The organism is Bradyrhizobium sp. USDA 4510 (genome assembly GCF_054059095.1).
This window is the reverse complement of record NZ_JBSSBT010000001.1, coordinates 7216526-7233160: the sequence shown is the minus strand read 5'-3', so window position 1 is coordinate 7233160 and position 16635 is coordinate 7216526. Positions and strand designations below refer to the sequence as shown.

Here is a 16635-nt window from a genome sequence, read left to right as displayed (position 1 = left end):
GGTGCGCGGAAAGTCAAACGAGATCCAACACGTCGGCCACCGGACGGCGCGGCTTTTGCGCCCAGTTCCCCGAACGCAGCGCCCCTACGGACAACAGCATGACCGGCACTTCGTTTTCGGCCAGTCCGAACTCTTGGTGCACCGCGTCGGCATCGAAACCGATCATCGGCGTCGAGCCCAGCCCTAGCGAGCGGGCCGCATAGATTATCGCCGCCGCGCCGAACGTGCCGGTGCGAACTGCCTCGTCGCGTTGGCGCTGCGGGTATTCCATGTACAGGTCGCGTGCGGGGATTTCCCATTCCGGCACCATCTTCGCCGGCATGATGCCGGCTTCCACCAAGGGTGCTAGCCGCTCCGGCACGACACTGGAGTCGGCCAACTGGCCGCAGACGATGAATGTGACTGCCGCCTCGGTGATCGCGGGCTGATCCCAGGCAATCGGACGTAACCGTGCCTTGGCTTCAGGCGAGCGGACCGCAATGAAGCGCCAGTTCTGCAAGTGGAAGGATGTCGGCGCGGTGGTGCCGATTCGTACCAGCTCGCGGATCAGATCGTCGCTCAAGATAGCGGCAGGATCGTAGTACTTGGCGGCGCTGCGGCTGAGGATGCATTCGATGACGGCGTTGGTCATGGTTGTCTCGTTAATCATGGCAGGTCCTGGGTGCGAGGGGTGGCTGAGGCAACGGTTTTTCATTCTCGTTGCTCGAGGTGGTGCGGGCACGGTGCGCGTTCACGGACGAATTCGGATAATCGTCTTCCCGTTGATCCGCTTGGTCGCGTTGAAAGCGGCGACGGCATCGTCAAGAGGCACGATGTTGCCGATGTTCGTCCGCAGTCGTCCGTCCCGCACCCGCTGAACAATCTCACTTAGCTGGGGGCGATCGGCCTCGACCACGAAGTCGACCGTGAGGACGTCGGCGGGCCGTGCCTCGACCGGCCCGACGATGGACACCAGCCTACCTCCAGCGCGAACCAGGCGCGCGGATCGCTTGCCGATGTCGCCGCCGATGACATCGAACACGAGATCGACTCCACCGACGTCTTCGAGGGCATCGGTCTCAAGGTCGACGAACTCGTTCGCGCCGAAGTCGAGCGCCCTCTGACGATCGGTCGCGCGCCCGGTGCCGATGACGTAGGCGCCGGCCTCTCGCGCGAGTTGCGTTACCATCGATCCGACTGCGCCGGCCGCACCGTGCACGACGGCGCTCTGCCCCGCTTGAAGGCGTCCGTGCTCGAACAGCCCCTGCCAAGCAGTCAGACCCGAAATCGGCAGGCTCGCGCCCACGGCGAAGTCGACGTCGCCCGGCAGCGGCGCGAGGTTGCGCGCCTCGATCGCCACATACTCGGCCAGTGTGCCGTCGCGGTGCCAGTCCGCGAGCCCGAACACCCGTTGCCCTGCCGACAAGCCCGTCGTGCCGTACCCTAGGGCTGTCACTACCCCGGCCAGCTCGTGGCCAGGGATTGACGGTGTCCGGTCACGATCGAGGCGATCGCTCCAGGTCGAGGGCCACGCCAGCTCGGTCGGAACAAATCCTGACGCATGTACCTGAACGACGACGTCGTTGATGGCAGCCTGCGGCTCGCGCCGCTCAACGAGCGTCATGCCAGCGGCTCCCGCGGTTTGATCCGCTACGACGATTGCCTTCATCGCTCATCTCCTCGTGTGTGGGATGTCTTTCCTTGCAGCCGAGCAAAAAAGTACGACCGCGAAATTCGATGGTCCAATGACCTGTGGCTATGGAATCGATGCCATCGACGTGGCTTGGCTCAGACCAAGAGTCGGCCGAATTGCCCTCAACAAGCCGCGGCCCGGTGATACGGTCGTGCTGGCCGAAGAAAGGACGACGGTGAATGGGGCGCCGGCGATAGTGGGATACGGTTGGGATTAAGCGTCGTGACGGGTCAAACGTTGCGCGAGATCTTCTTCGACGCGGGGAGGTCGGGCGCTTCCGCCGACGACAGGGCCTGTTTCGACGCGATGGGTTGGCTTGTTCATTGAGCCGGAGATCGGTGGCGTGAGAGACAGTCAATCCGGAGTAATATTCGGGATCGAGAGTTCAGTCAGATCATTTTCGTAACTGGCCCGAGGGCTTTCGTTGCGGCCGGACGCAGTAACGCCCAGGCGCGTACTAATGTCCGCACTGGCGCCGAGAACTTTACCTACGGGACAGAGGTTCGCGGCTTCCAGCAAGAAAGCGCGTTGTTGCGCGTCGAGTTCGCCATCCAGCACCAGGGTGCGCTGGAACGAGTCCTTCTTGCCTTGCGCACCATGGTGGAAGCTGACGCTCACCTCCACCCGCTCCAGTGGCAGCTTCTGGCGCCGAGCTTGAAAACGAACGCTCATAGCGGTGCACGCCGCGAGAGATGCGCTAAGAAGGTCGTACGGATTGGGACCAGAAGAGACGTGACCGACGCCGTCTGGGCCGCCGACGAGAAACCGGGAGTCGCCGACCTGGCACACCAGCGCACCATGGTTGGTGAGGTCACTTGCGACGACGACTTCGCGAATCTTCGTCATGATTGTGGCCTGATCGTTTGAATGACTGATCCGCCGGCTTCGACGAATGCTTGCGGCAGCACAAAATAGATCCCAAAGCATTCGAGACCTTGGTGCCCGCGTCCAACCGGCGCTTTCAGCAGGTAGATCCAACGACCGTTCGGGTAAAGGTATCGTATCCATAGCCGCCAGGAATGCTCGGCGTGAAGTGCACGTCGAGTCTCCAGTGAGCAAATCCGTGAACAGCTCGGCGGGCATGATCGTGCGTCCATTCAGGTAACAATAGCCAATCTGACCTTTGCGCCGGGTGAACGCGCCTTCGCCATCTGCTGCCGATCGACGTTCTGCATGATCCGCATGACCGTGCGCGTGACGTCCGTCTCTGCAGGATAAGGGTGCGGTGGCTTTGAGTGCCATCCGGCTTGCGGTACTTCTTGCGTCACGCTCGCGCAGCGATCGGCCATAACGACCGTTTATCGACTCGATGGCGAGAGGTGATTTCCTCCGCCGGCATTGCGCGGTCATTCTCCAAGGCATCGTCGAATCTAAACCTGCAGTTCCGAGATCGACGCGCAAAACGCGACGAATGATCAAAACGGCAGAGGGTCGACATGCAGAGCAACGACACGATCGAAATCGTCGCACCATGGTCAGGCTGACATTACGACCCGGCGGGACCCTTTGCGGCAGCGGAAGATGGCGGCGCGCACGCCGTTGGCGGTGGCGCGGTGGGCGAAGAACTTCTGGCAAGCGTTCGACTCCAGTCTGATGACGATGCGATTGGAGTTCGATTTTGGGTCTCGGCGAGGTTCGGCGATCTGTCGGCGCGTCATTGAAATCAAGTAATCCACGATCGTCGTTGGAAATAACGGTGCCAATGGTCGTGCCGGTATCGAGAGAGATGCCGCTGGTGACAGCGCAAGTTGAGTACTTCGATTGCAACACCCTAGGTCTTTGGAGGGACGGAAGTGAGTACGATTGATAGAACGGAGCATCGGGCTCCAGTGCTCTGGCTCAATCGCGGTTCGTTTCGTAGCCTTCCTCGATTCGGCTACACACCTATCGGCCTGCTGTTGACGCTAGCGCTCGCTGGTTGCAACGAGAAGGCTCAATCGCAGGCTGCCGCGCCTCCGCCGCCACCTGTGACCGTCGCGCAGCCGGTCAAGCGCACCGTCACCGACTGGGACGAATTTACCGGCCGTTTCGAGGCGGTCGAGGAGGTTCAGGTTCGCGCCCGCGTCGGCGGCTTCGTCGACAGCGTCGAGTTCAAGGATGGCGCGATCGTCCACGCCGGCGATCTGCTCTACATCATCGACCCGCGGCCGTTCGAGGCGGTGGTGTTGCAGGCCGAAGGCCAGCTCGCCGATGCGCGCGCCAAGGGCGAGCTTGCCAAGCGCGAACTCGACCGTGGGCTGACACTGGTGCAGACCAGCGCGGTCTCCGAGCAGGTCGTCGACCAGCGCCGTCAGGCCTTGCAGGCTGCTCTTGCAGCCGAGACACAAGCCGATGGTGGACTGAAGGCGGCCCAGCTCAACGTCGAATTCACCCACGTGCTGGCGCCGATCACCGGTCGCGTCAGCCGGCATCTGGTCACTCCGGGCAACCTGGTGCAGGGCAGCGAGGGCGGCGCGACGCTGCTGACCTCGATCGTGTCGCTCGATCCGATCTACGTCTATTTCGACGTCGACGAGGCAACCTACCAGCGCAACAGCAAGCTGTGGTTCGAAGGAAGGCGGCCGAGTTCGCGCGACACGGCGAACCCGGTGCAGGTGGCGCTGACCGGCGAGACCAAGCCCTCGCATGAAGGCAAGATGGACTTCCTCGACAACCGCCTCGATGTCTCGACCGCGACGCTGCGCAGCCGCGCGGTGATTCCGAACAAGGATCTGTCGATCCTGCCCGGCCAGTTCGGCCGCGTCCGCCTGATCGGCTCCTCGCCCTATGAGGCGCTGCTGATCCCGGACACCGCTGTCGCCACCGACCAGTCGCGCAAGATCGTGTTCGTGGTCAAGGACGACAACACGGTGGAAGCCCGCGCGGTCACGCTCGGGCCGCTGGATGAGGGCCTGCGCGTGATCCGTGAAGGCCTCAAGCCGGAAGACCACGTGATCGTCGACGGGCTGCAGCGTGCCCGCGTCGGCGCCAAGGTGACGCCGAAAATGGCGCAGGCCCCGGCGGGTGACAAAGCCCCGGCGGGTGACAAAGCTCCGGCAGCAGCCACGCCGGCGGCAGGCGACAAGCCCGCGGCAGGTGCCAAGCCATGAATCTCGGCAGGCTTTCCATCAACCAGCCTATCCTCGCGATGGTGCTGTCGATCGTTCTCCTGATCGTCGGCACCATCGCCTACCAGACGCTGCCGGTCTCGGAGTATCCGCAGGCGGTGCCGCCGACTGTCACGGTAACCACGCAATATCCGGGCGCCTCGGCGCAGACCGTGTCCGACACCGTTGCGGCGCCGATCGAGCAGCAGATCAACGGCGTCGAGGACATGCTGTACATGTACAGCCAGGCGACCTCGAACGGTCAATTGACCATTACCGTCACTTTCAAGCTCGGCATCGACCTCGACAAAGCTCAGGTGCTGGTACAGAATCGCGTCGCGATCGCGCAGCCGCAACTGCCGGAAGAGGTGCAGCGCAACGGCGTCGTCACGCAGAAGAACTCACCTGACATCCTTATGGCTGTGTTCGTGCTATCGCCCGACGACACGTTCGACCAGCTCTACATCTCCAACTACGCGCTGCTGCAGGTGCGCGACCAGCTCCTGCGGCTCGACGGAGTTGGCGACATCCAGATGTTCGGCGCGCGCGACTACTCGATGCGGCTGTGGCTCGACCCTGACAAGATCGCCAATCTCGGCATGACGTCAAGTGATGTCGTCGCCGCAGTCAGAGCCCAGAACCTGCAGATCACCGGCGGTCAAATGGCGGAGCCGCCGATCGCCGATCGCGCATTCCAGCCGAACCTCGTCTTCACCGGCCGCCTCAAAGATATCAGGCAATTCGAGGACATCGTGGTGAAGGCTGGCTCCGACGGGCGGACCGTGCGGTTGCGCGACGTCACCCGGGTCGAACTCGGTGCACTTTCCTACGCCACGAGTAGCCGCATCCTGCGAAAGTCGGCGGTCGCGATGGTAGTGACGCAACGGCCCGGATCGAACGCGCTCGCGACGGCCAAGGCAATCTCGACTACCATGGCGAAACTGAAGGAGAGCTTTCCCAAGGGCCTCGACTACAATATTGGGTACAACCCCACCGAATTCATCACCCAATCGGTCCACGAGCTGATCAAGACGGTCTACGAGGCAATGGCGCTCGTCGTCATTGTTGTGTTGGTGTTTTTGCAGGGATGGCGACCTGCGATCATTCCGATCATAGCGATTCCGGTATCGCTGGTTGGAACCTTCGCAGTGATGGCAGTGCTCGGGTTCTCGGTCAACAATCTGACGCTGTTCGGTCTGGTGCTGGCGGTCGGCATCGTAGTCGACGACGCGATCGTGGTAGTCGAGAATGTCGAGCGACATCTTCAGAAAGGTATGAGCCGACGCGAGGCTGCGCTCAAGACCATGGAGGAGGTTGGCGGTGCGCTTGTCTCGATCGCGCTCGTGCTGTGCGCAGTGTTCGTGCCAACAGCATTCCTTGGTGGCATTTCCGGGCAGTTCTTTCAGCAATTTGCTGTGACAATCGCAGTCGCAACCGCGATCTCCTGCTTCTGCTCCTTGACTCTGTCACCCGCGCTGGCCTCGCAGATCCTGGTCCCGCACGAGGAGAAGCGACCGCCGGCGCGCTGGAACGTGATCGCGCGCGGCTGGTCGGTCTTCACAGGAGTCTTCAACCGTGTGTTCGACCGGCTATCGAGTGGCTATGCGGCGACGGCATCCCTTGTGATACGGCATTCGGCGCCGATGTTGTTGCTCTATATCGCGTTGATCGGGAGCGCCGGCTGGCTGCTGGCCACCACCGCTCAGGGCTTTATCCCCGCGCAGGATCGCGGTTACCTCATCATCTCGGTGCAGTTGCCGGGCGCTGCGTCGCTCGCGCGCACCGCTGAGGTGGTCCGCGAAATCGAGCGGATTGCACTGGATACCCCAGGTATCGTCCGTGTTGGAGCGTTCAGCGGCTTCTCTGGCGCAACACGCACGCAAGCCGGAAACGCCGCGGCGTTGTTCCCGGTGTTCGACGAGCCGGAGGCACGACAAAAGAAGGGATTGTCGGCCAGCGCGATCACGGCTGACCTGCGCAAACGGCTGTCGGTGATCCAGGGCGCCTTTATTATCGTCATTCCGCCGCCTGCTGTGCCCGGCATCGGCACCGGTGGCGGCTTCGCCATCCGTATCCAGGATCGACAGGGACGCGGTCCCGAATTGCTCGCGGCCGCGACCGACGAACTCGTCGCCGCCGCACGGAAGTCGCCGAACCTGACCTCTGTGTTCTCGCCCTATACAGCCAACACGCCGCAGCTGTTTGTCGATATCGATCGCGTTAAGGCGCAAAAGCTCGGCGTCCCCATTGGCAGCATCACAGACACGATCGAGACCTATTTCGGCTCGACCTATGTCAACGACTTCAATCTGTTTGGGCGTACCTATCATGTGACCGCGCAAGCGGACCTTCCGTTCCGCAAGGAGACCACTGATCTTGCGCGGCTGCGAACCCGTAACGCCAATGGCGACATGGTGATGCTCGGCAGCGTGGTAGACTTCAAGGATGTTTCGGGACCTGATCGTGTCGCGCGCTACAATCTCTACACCGCGTCTGAACTCCAGGGCGAGCCGGCTCCGGGTGTGAGTTCTGCGACCGCCCTCAACACCATCAAGCTGCTGGCCGACAAGACGTTGCCAAGCGGGTTTTCATTCGAGTGGACCGATCTGTCGTATCAGCAAGCGACAGGCGGCAATGCCGGCCTCTACGTGTTCCCAATCTGCGTGCTGTTCGTCTATCTGGTGCTGGCCGCGCAATATGGCAGCTGGACGTTGCCGTTCGCGGTGATCCTGATCGTGCCGATGTGTCTGTTCGCGGCCACCATCGGCGTGCGCATCATGGGCCAGGACGTCAACATCCTGACCCAGATCGGCTTCGTGGTGCTGGTGGGGCTGGCGGCCAAGAATGCCATCCTGATCGTCGAGTTTGCCCGGGACATCGAGCTCGAGGGCCGGCCTCGGCTGGAGGCTGTGATTGAGGCCTGCCGCCTGCGACTGCGGCCGATCCTGATGACGTCATTCGCCTTCATCTTCGGCGTGCTGCCGCTGGTGGTGTCGACCGGCTCAGGCTCGGAGATGCGCCAGGCGGTCGGCGTTGCAGTATTCTTCGGGATGCTCGGCGTCACCCTGTTCGGTCTGTTGTTCACGCCGATCTTCTACATGGTGGTGCGCAACCTCGCCGAAGGAAAGAATGAGGGCAGGCCGGCCGCCCGGACGACAGCGGCGGCCGAATGAGCCGCTGCTGCCCCCACGAATAAAGTCGGCAAGTGGCTCAAAATTGCTAAATTGCTGCTGAAGGAGAAGGTTCCGCGTCCGCGCGACCAAGGGATGACTGACATTTCTCGACCGGCGGGGTACGTTCTCTCCGGGCCGGAGAGGTCTCGTGTGTGAAGCTCGACGCCGGAGTCTCGCAGGTGGTGCAGCAGCCGCTCAACGTCGTGTGCTCTGACAGTGACTCTCAGCTGATTTGGGAGGACGGCGAACGAGTGTTCAGCCGCGGCTGGCGACTGGACGACGATGGCAACCAGATCGCGGTGATGCTCGTCGCCGTTGCTGCCGACCACCCGTCTCGGCCGGCGCTCGATCGCCTTACGCACGAATATGAGCTGAAGGATGAACTCGATGGGGCATGGGCGGCGCGGCCGCTAGCCCTCATGCGCGACGCCGGCCGGACCGTGTTGGTGCTGGATGATCGGGGCGGTCAGCCGCTCGACCATTTGCTCGATGGGCCTATGGAGATAGGGTCGTGCTTGACTCTGGGTATCGCGGTTACTTCGGCTCTGGGCAAGCTTCATCAGCACGGGCTCATCCATAAAGACATTAAGCCAGCCAACATTGTGGTGAACTGCGTGGATGGACACGTGCGGCTCACCGGATTTGGCATCGCATCGCGCTTGTCTCGCGAGCGGAAGGCACCCGAGCCGCCCGAGACCTTGGCCGGTACGCTCGCATACATGGCACCAGAACAGACCGGGCGGATGAATCGCTCGATCGACGCCCGCAGCGACCTCTACTCCCTCGGAGTCACGCTTTACCAGATGCTCACGGGCGCGCTGCCGTTCACGGCGACCGATCCAATGGAATGGGTGCACTGCCATATAGCAAGGCGACCGATGCCGCCAGGGGAACGGCTTGTGAGTGCTCCGGCTCCGGTCTCGGCGATCATTATGAAATTGCTCGCCAAGACACCTGAGGATCGCTATCAGACCGCGGTCGGTGTCGAGCGCGATCTGCGACGCTGCCTGGCAGAATGGGAAGCCCGCCGCCGCATCGATGATTTTCCGCTCGGCCTGCAGGACTTGTCGAGCCAGCTCCTGAATCCCGGCAAGCTGTACGGGCGAGATCGTGAGATCGCGATGTTGCTTTCCTGCTTCGATCGCATCACGAAAACTGGTGTTCCAGAATTGGTCCTGGTTTCGGGATACTCCGGCATCGGAAAATCTTCCGTCATCGACGAACTGCATAGAGTGCTCGTGCAGTCGCGCGGCTTGTTCGCGTCTGGTAAGTTCGACCAGTATAAGCGCGATATCCCTTACGCGACACTGGTTCAGGCGTTCCAAAGCCTCATCCGGCCCCTTCTCAGCAAAAGCGACATGGAGTTGGCGAGCTGGCGTCGCGCGCTCTTAGAGGCGCTGGGATCGAACGGGCGGCTCTTAATCGACCTCATACCCGAGCTCAAGCTAATCATCGGGGATCAGCCGCCGGTCCCTGAGTTGCCGCCACAGCAGGCGCAAAGCCGATTTCAACTGGTATTCCGTCGCTTCATAAGCGTGTTTGCCCGCACGAACCAGCCACTTGTGCTCTTCCTCGACGACCTGCAGTGGCTCGACGCGGCGACGCTTGATCTGCTGGAAGATCTTTTGCGGTCAGATATCCAGCATCTGATGCTGATCGGCGCCTATCGCGACAACGAGGTCGCTGCCGCCCATCCTCTCATGAAAAAGCTCCACGCCATCAAGGCCGCCAACGGAAAAGTAGTTGAGATCGAGCTTTCGCGGCTCGACCAAGAGCATCTCGGTCAACTGGTCGCCGACGCCCTTCGCTGTCAGCCAGAGCGCGCCGCTCCGCTTGCGAAACTGTTGCATGTCAAGACGGACGGCAATCCGTTTTTCGCCATTCAGTTCCTGTCCTCGCTCGCCGAAGAAGGTCTACTTGCATTCGATCGTGATGGCGCGCGTTGGTCCTGGGATATCGACCGCATTCACGCCAAGGGCTACACCGACAATGTCGTTGATCTTATGGTGGGAAAGCTCAGCCGGCTTCCCGTCGCGACTCAAGATGCGTTGCAGCATTTGGCTTGTCTTGGAAGCATTGTCGAGAGCACAGCACTTTCGCTTGTTCTCGGGATGTCGGAGGCGCAGCTCGATACGGTTATGTGGCCGGCTCGTCTTCAGGAGATGGTCGAGCAAGCGGAAGGTGGCTACCGATTCGCCCACGATCGCGTTCAAGAGGCCGCCTATGCACTGATCCCGGATCAGCTACGTGGCGAGACGCATCTTCGAATAGGAAGGCTGCTCGCGGCGAGGACTCCTCCGGAGAAGCGGGACGAAGCGATCTTTGAAATCGTTAACCAGCTCAACCGAGCTCTTCATTTGATCAAATCGATCGAAGAGCGCGAGCAGGCCGCGGAATTGAACCTGGCGGCAGGCCGGCGCGCGAACGCATCAACGGCTTACGTCTCGGCGCTCAGTTACTTTATTGCAGGTCGAAGTCTATTGGCAGAGGATTGCTGGGAACGCCGTAGGGAGCTTATCTTCGCACTCGATTTTCGTCGCGCCGAATGCGAGCTACTGACGGGCGCGCTTTCGGACGCGGAAAGCCACTTTGCAGCATTGTCTGCTCGCGTCACGAGTGCGGGCGATCGAGCGGTGGTGGCGCGCCTCGGTGTCGACGTTTACATCAGGCTTAATCGACCCGGCCGCGCGGTCGTGGTCGGTCTTGATTACCTAAGTTATCTAGGAATCAATTGGTCGCCGCATCCGACGGATGAGGAAGCGCACCAAGCGTACCAGCGTGTCTGGTCGGAACTCAACCGGCGCACGAGCGAGGAGCTGAAGGCGCTTCCCATCATGACCGACTCGGCGTCTCTCGTCGTGCTGGATGTTTTGAACCGGCTCTCTTCGCCGGCGCAATACACCGACTTCAATCTCTACACGCTCGTGGTCTGCCAAATGCTCCGCCTTACCTTGGATAGTGGCAACAGCGACGCGTCTGCGGTCGCCTATGCCCGGCTTGGAATGATCGTCGGGCTACGGTTCAGTGACTATGAGGGCGCATATCGCGTCGGGCGGCTCGCCTATGAACTCGTGGAGGAGCGAGCACTGTGGCGTTTCCAAGCGGGCGTCTATCTGAATTTCGGAAATATGGTCATGCCGTGGAGGAAGCATATCCGGGCGTGCTGCGAACTTATGGATCGCGCATTCGATGCGGCCCGGAAAACCGGCGACTTCGTGTATGCGCGCATCTGCTCCCATCTAAGGGTGCTCAATCTTCTTACAGTCGGCGACGCGCTCGTCGACATCGAACGAGAAGCTGAGAGGGCAAGGTTTCGGCAAGTACAGCTTGGCACGGACGTCGAATTCATCAGTGTAGCGGTCGCATTAGTGCGGATGTTGCGCGGCAAGACGATAAGATTCGGCTCCTTGGATCACGATCAGTTTGATGAGCAACGATTCGAACGCGATTTCGTGGGCGCCTCGAAAGGGACGGCCGGCCAATGCTTGTACTGGATTTGCAAGTTGCAGGCTCGCTTTATGGCTGGTGATTACCCGGCAGCGATTGATGCCGCATCGAGGGCGCGACCCCTTTTGAGCCTCTCTCTCACTGTCATGGAGGCCGCCGACTATCACTTCTACAGCGCCTTGTCATACGCGGCGTTCTACGACTTGACGCCTGCAGACCAGCGGGTGTCAATCTTGGAGGCACTGGCTCCTCATCACCGTCAGCTCGCCAGCTGGGCCGCGGCATGTCCGGAAAACTTCGCGGACCGCGCGGCGTTGGTTGATGCGGAGATTGCCCGAATTGATGGCCGCGCATTCGCTGCAATGAACCTCTACGAACAAGCGATACGTTCGGCGCAGGCGAGTGGCTTTGTCCACAACGAGGCGCTTGCCAACGAGTTGGCTGCACGCTTCTACGCCAGCAGCGGGTTCGATCAAATCACGCACCTTTATCTGCGAAACGCCCGGGACTGTTACCTGCGCTGGGGCGCGAACGGCAAAGTGCGCCATCTCTACGCGATGTATCCGCGCGTCAGGATGGAAGGGCCCACACCTGCTCCGACAAAAACGATCGCAGCGTCTGCCGAACAACTCGACCTCGCGACGGTGATCAAGGCGTCACAAGCGATATCGAGCGAGATTGTTCTGGAGAAACTGCTCGAAACGCTTATGCGGACAGCGCTCGAGCAGGCCGGCGCCGAACGGGGCTTGTTGATTGTTTTACGAGGGGACGTGCAGCGAATTGCCGCCGAGGCGACGACCGACGGCGATTTGGTGATCGTGCATCTGCGCGACGAGGAGGTGGCCACGACCGAGCTGCCGAAGACGATGCTCCACCATGTCCTGCACACCCAAGAAAACGTGATTCTCGACGACGCATCGTCCCTTAATCCATTTTCGTCCGATCCGTACCTGGTTGAAGGCCATCTTCGTTCTATTCTCTGTTTTCCATTGATCAATCAAGGAAACCTTACGGGCATTCTCTACTTGGAGAATAATCTGGCGCCCGGGGTCTTTACATCGGATCGCGTCGCTTTGTTGAAAGTGCTTGCGTCGCAGGCGGCGATCTCGCTCGATAATTCACGGCTTTATCGCGACATTGAAGACCGCGAACGCAAGATCCGGCGTTTGGTCGATGCGAACATCATTGGGATCATCATTGCCGACCGCGAAGGTAGGATTATTGAAGCCAACGACGCGTTTCTGCACATCTTAGGATATAGCCGTGAGGAGTTGGTCTCGGGCCGCGTACGCTGGACCGAGCTGTCCGCGCCCGAATGGCGTGAGCGCGACACATTGACTCTGGCGAAACTGAACTCAACCGGGATAGTTCCGCCCTACGAGAAGGAGTATGTTAGGAAAGACGGCACTCGCGTTCCTGTGCTCGTTGGCGCCGCTCTAGTTAAAGAAGGTGGCGACGAGGGCCTCGCATTCGTACTTGATTTGACCGAGCGCAAGCGCATAGAGGAAGCGCTCAGCCAAGCGCAGAGACTGAGCCGCACCGGCAACTGGATCTACGACGCAACAACAAAGCGTTTCCTTTATTGGTCGGACGAGTGTTACAGGATCTGGGGGTTTGATCCACTGCAGGGCCTTCCAAGCCATGACGATGTGTGGCGACGCATCCACCCAGAGGACCGCGACAGAGTGTCAGGAGCGGTTCAGGAGGCCGTGCACCAGAGAAGAGGTTTGAAGGCCGAATTCAGACTCCTCTTGCCTAATGGAATAGTGAAATTGATCGAAGGAACCAGCCATTTTGTGTTTTCCCCCCAGGGCGCACCGGTTGAGGCTATCGCCACAAGCGTCGATGTGACGGAACGAAGGCGTGCGCAGGACGAACGCGAAAAGCTGCGCCAGCTCGAGCTGGATTTCGCTCATATGAATCGCGTGAGCGTAATGGGAGAATTGGCGGCCTCGTTGTCTCACGAAATTCTGCATCCGATCGCTACCGCTCGTAACAACGCCCGTGCGGGGATGCGCTTTTTGGAGATGAAACCGCCAAATCTGGATGAGATCAAGGAAGCGCTCGCTTGCGTTGTCAGGGACGCGGATCGAGCGAAGGATATCATCGGACGGATGCGTGATCACATCAAGAAGGCGCCTCTGCGAAAGGAGCGGTTTGATCTCAATGCGGCTATCGACGAAGTAATTGTACTGGCGCAAAGCGTGGTTCACAGGAACGGCGTTTCAGTCGATACGCGGCTCGCGGATGAACTTCTTCCGGTTATGGGGGATTGCGTTCAGCTGCAACAGGTCTTGCTGAACTTGATTTTGAACGCGGTCGAAGCAATGAGTTCGGTTGATGAAGGGCCACGACATCTGTTGATTAGCACCGAGCAGGATCAGACAGGCGCCCTCGTTACCGTGCGTGATTCGGGGCCCGGAATTGATGCGCAGCATCTCGATCGAGTCTTCGACGCCTTTTACACCACGAAGTCCAGTGGAACAGGGGTGGGCCTGGCGATATGCCGCTCCATCATTCACGCCCACGAGGGCAAGTTGTGGGCGGAAGCAAACGAACCTCGCGGCGCCGTCTTTCAATTCACGTTGCCCACGAACACGGCTCATGAATGGTCTTCAGCTGGCGAAACCAGGCTGCAGAGCCGAACGTAGGCACCGGGCGAGATCTTCGTCGTCCAACGGCTTGCTGAGGTAGCAAACAACTCCATCCTTTAGCGCTTGATCCTTGGCGACCTTATCGGGGTAAGCAGTAATAAGGATCGTCGGGATCGCGTAACCCGCGTCTACCAAGCGCCGGTGCAACTCGACACCGGTCATTCCGGACATATTAACGTCGGTGACCAGGCAAGTGGTTTCGGGCAAGACACCCGATGCCAAAAAATCGGCCGCCGACGGAAATGCCTCGACGGTGTAGCCTAGCAACATTATGAGCTTTCGCATTGACTCACGATATGGCTGGTCGTCGTCGACGATTGATATCAGTGTTCGGTTCACCATTGCAGGTTCCAAGCGCCTCCGCAGAGCGGCACGGCAAGACCTCGCGCAGCATGCGGCTTAATGTCATCGACTTTCCTCAATAACGCAATGTTACGTTCCTAAGCGATGGCTTAGCCCCTCGGCCGTCCGCTTAGGCGACAAACATTGTTTCTTGCGGTCGATTGGGCATAGAATGATGTTGGTAGTAGGAGAACGCTTTGCCAACGCAGGATGCCGAGAGTGGGTGAGGCAAATCCCAGTGTCTTGGTAATCGACGATGATCCGGAGTTTCGCGACTCGGTCGCGCGGCTGTTGCGGACAGTCGGCTTGCCTGCCCGACAATTTTCGTCTGTTTCCGATTTTCTCAAGGCCGATCCGCCGGACGGTCCTACCTGCTTGGTGCTCGACGTGAGAATGCCGGGACGCAGCGGTCTTGAGCTTCAGCGCGACCTTGTCGCCGCAAACAGGCAAGTGCCGATCATCTTCATCACAGCACATGCCGACGTGCCGATGACCGTGCAAGCGATGAAGGGCGGTGCGATTGAGTTCCTTACAAAGCCATTCCGTGATCAGGATCTTCTTGATGCCGTCGAGGCAGGCCTCGCTCGCGATCGTGCCCGTCGAGAGAGTGAAAGCGCAGTGGCCGCGCTCAAGGAGCGTTTCGACACACTCAGCTCCCGAGAGCGTGAAGTCATGTTCGGCGTCGTCGCCGGTCGCCTCAACAAGCAAGTTGCCAATGATATCGGCATCTCCGAATCTACGGTGAAGGTGCATCGCGTGAATTTGATGCGGAAGATGAAGGCGCGTTCGCTTCCCGAACTCAGCCGAATGGCGGACCTTCTCAACGAAGGTCTCCATCACCCGCACAACTCCTGAACCCAGAAGGTGTTTACTCCGCGCTTCGCGTGAGGGTGCATTTCTGCGGCCTCTTGCTGTGCCGACATCTCCAATTGGCGCGCTTATCCGGCTAGCGGATCCGGGCGCGCGCCGTTTACGTCTTGCGTCTAAGCGAACGCTTAGCACAATCAGCAACAAGTGAACTTCACGGTACCTTCGCGGAATCGACCGCAATACCCCAAGCCGTCAAGATGGGATGCGACGCGTGTCGGGTCATCGTAGCATCTCAAGACTCGCCGCGACTTGACGGAGAATCAACGATGGAGCTTCATCAGGTTCGCTATTTCCTCGCCGTCGCGTCTACGCTCAACTTCACTCGCGCGGCCGAGCAGTGCAATGTCGCGCAGCCAGCGCTGACCAAGGGGGTGCAGAAGCTCGAGCAGGAACTCGGCGGCCAGTTGATCTACCGCGAGCGTCGGCTAACGCAGCTCACCGACCTTGGAAAGGAAGTCCTTCCGATGCTGGAGCGCACACTCGCCTCTGCGGAGACGGTGCGCCGCAGGGCCCGGGATTTCCAACGCAAAGAGGTCGCGCCCTTGAAGATCGGCCTTGCTCCTTCGATCTCGGCGTCGCTCGTGCTCGACTCGATCGCCGAGACTACGAGGGGCGTCCCCGGACTTCACGTCGAGTTGCGTGAAGGAGCAGCAGAGAAGCTTGTCAACCTCTTGCTTAAGGGGGAGATCAGCGCGGCAATGGTCGGGGACGTGCGGGACATGCCTGACCGGATCGACGACTGGTCGCTGTTCGAGGAGCGCTATGTCGCGGTCCTCGCGCCGACACATCGGCTGGCAAACCGTCCCTCAATCGGCATCGAGGACCTCCGTGAGACCATCCTGCTGGAACGTGCCGACTGCGACGTGGCAGCAAAAATCCAGCAAGCCTATTTTCCCGAGAAGCCGCTTCACCTCGGCCACCGCAGCGGCAACGACTTGCACCTGCAGCATATGGCCGCCGCTGGGTTCGGCGTAATGCTCGCGCCCGAGCACATGCCGCATCTTCCGATGCTCAAGACTATCCCGCTCGAAGGCGACCTGGCTTCGCGCGAGGTGCGGCTACTGGCCGTGCAGGGGCGCCGCTACTCGCCGGCGCTTGACGCTTTCGTCAAGGTCACGCGCCTTCGCGACTGGTCATCCGTTGTGCGAACGACGTGAAATTGCAGTTCAGTGGGACGGCATGCAGCGCATACCTCGCTGTTGCTACTTAAAAAGCCAGCCCAACGCGCCGCGTATGAAGCAAGCAACGCAGCAGTTCGAGGGCTGACGTGCCGTGGAACGCGTCGGGTCGATAGAAGCGAGCCATTCCACCCGGCAGAAGGCGCAGTGGCAGCTCGCGAGCATCTCGTCCGACCCGATTGACGACATACTCCGGCAAGATCGGGCCGCTCT

9 protein-coding genes are annotated in these 16635 nt (G+C 60.4%); 5 read left to right on the top strand and 4 right to left on the bottom strand.

The genetic code is table 11. The features are described 5' to 3' along the window. Positions 1-13: 13 nt before the first annotated feature. From ACVMDN_RS33720 to ACVMDN_RS33710, 3 genes are all read right to left on the bottom strand, one after another. Positions 14-649, bottom strand: a complete 636-nt coding sequence (locus tag ACVMDN_RS33720; protein WP_057016328.1) for a nitroreductase family protein — start codon at positions 647-649, stop codon at positions 14-16. An 81-nt stretch (positions 650-730) separates the two neighbouring features. Then, a complete protein-coding gene (locus ACVMDN_RS33715; protein WP_456834691.1) occupies positions 731-1648 on the bottom strand; it encodes an NADP-dependent oxidoreductase in 918 nt (305 codons plus the stop codon). A 378-nt stretch (positions 1649-2026) separates the two neighbouring features. Then, positions 2027-2518, bottom strand: coding sequence for an OsmC family protein (locus ACVMDN_RS33710; protein WP_076825083.1), 492 nt, complete (start codon positions 2516-2518; stop codon positions 2027-2029). Between the two features lie 1040 nt (positions 2519-3558). On the opposite strand from ACVMDN_RS33710, the gene ACVMDN_RS33705 reads away from it, so the two are divergent. The 3 genes from ACVMDN_RS33705 (at position 3559) to ACVMDN_RS33695 (ending at position 14029) form a co-directional block, all read left to right on the top strand. Further along, entirely contained in the window at positions 3559-4761 is a 1203-nt protein-coding gene (locus ACVMDN_RS33705) for an efflux RND transporter periplasmic adaptor subunit (protein ID WP_244558669.1), read from the top strand. After that, positions 4758-7931, top strand: coding sequence for an efflux RND transporter permease subunit (locus ACVMDN_RS33700; RefSeq protein WP_057016324.1), 3174 nt, complete (start codon positions 4758-4760; stop codon positions 7929-7931). The genes ACVMDN_RS33705 and ACVMDN_RS33700 overlap by 4 nt, the downstream gene beginning before the upstream one ends. A 179-nt stretch (positions 7932-8110) precedes the next feature. Then, the gene (locus ACVMDN_RS33695) at positions 8111-14029 is read left to right on the top strand and encodes an ATP-binding sensor histidine kinase (protein ID WP_083714888.1); all 5919 of its coding nucleotides are present in this window, start codon (positions 8111-8113) and stop codon (positions 14027-14029) included. Here ACVMDN_RS33695 and ACVMDN_RS33690 read toward each other — a convergent pair. Beyond that, positions 13994-14374 carry a response regulator transcription factor gene (locus ACVMDN_RS33690; RefSeq protein WP_076825070.1) on the bottom strand — a complete coding sequence of 127 codons (381 nt, stop codon included), beginning with the start codon at positions 14372-14374 and terminating at the stop codon, positions 13994-13996. The two genes, ACVMDN_RS33695 and ACVMDN_RS33690, sit on opposite strands and share 36 nt — an antisense overlap. Positions 14375-14593: 219 nt before the next feature. Between ACVMDN_RS33690 and ACVMDN_RS33685 the strand changes: the two genes are divergently transcribed. Both ACVMDN_RS33685 and ACVMDN_RS33680 read left to right on the top strand, forming a co-directional pair. Next, positions 14594-15229 carry a response regulator transcription factor gene (locus ACVMDN_RS33685; protein WP_057016343.1) on the top strand — a complete coding sequence of 212 codons (636 nt, stop codon included), beginning with the start codon at positions 14594-14596 and terminating at the stop codon, positions 15227-15229. 281 nt (positions 15230-15510) lie between these two features. Continuing rightward, the gene (locus ACVMDN_RS33680) at positions 15511-16401 is read left to right on the top strand and encodes a LysR family transcriptional regulator (RefSeq protein WP_076825068.1); all 891 of its coding nucleotides are present in this window, start codon (positions 15511-15513) and stop codon (positions 16399-16401) included. Positions 16402-16635 lie beyond the last annotated feature (234 nt).

Excerpts from the sequence above, each read along its gene's own strand:
- ACVMDN_RS33720 (WP_057016328.1), bottom strand. The coding sequence starts at position 649 with ATGATTAACGAGACAACCATGACCAACGCCGTCATCGAATGCATCCTC.
- ACVMDN_RS33680 (WP_076825068.1), top strand. The coding sequence starts at position 15,511 with ATGGAGCTTCATCAGGTTCGCTATTTCCTCGCCGTCGCGTCTACGCTC.
- ACVMDN_RS33710 (WP_076825083.1), bottom strand. The coding sequence starts at position 2,518 with ATGACGAAGATTCGCGAAGTCGTCGTCGCAAGTGACCTCACCAACCAT.
- ACVMDN_RS33690 (WP_076825070.1), bottom strand. The coding sequence starts at position 14,374 with ATGGTGAACCGAACACTGATATCAATCGTCGACGACGACCAGCCATAT.
- ACVMDN_RS33700 (WP_057016324.1), top strand. The coding sequence starts at position 4,758 with ATGAATCTCGGCAGGCTTTCCATCAACCAGCCTATCCTCGCGATGGTG.
- ACVMDN_RS33715 (WP_456834691.1), bottom strand. The coding sequence starts at position 1,648 with ATGAAGGCAATCGTCGTAGCGGATCAAACCGCGGGAGCCGCTGGCATG.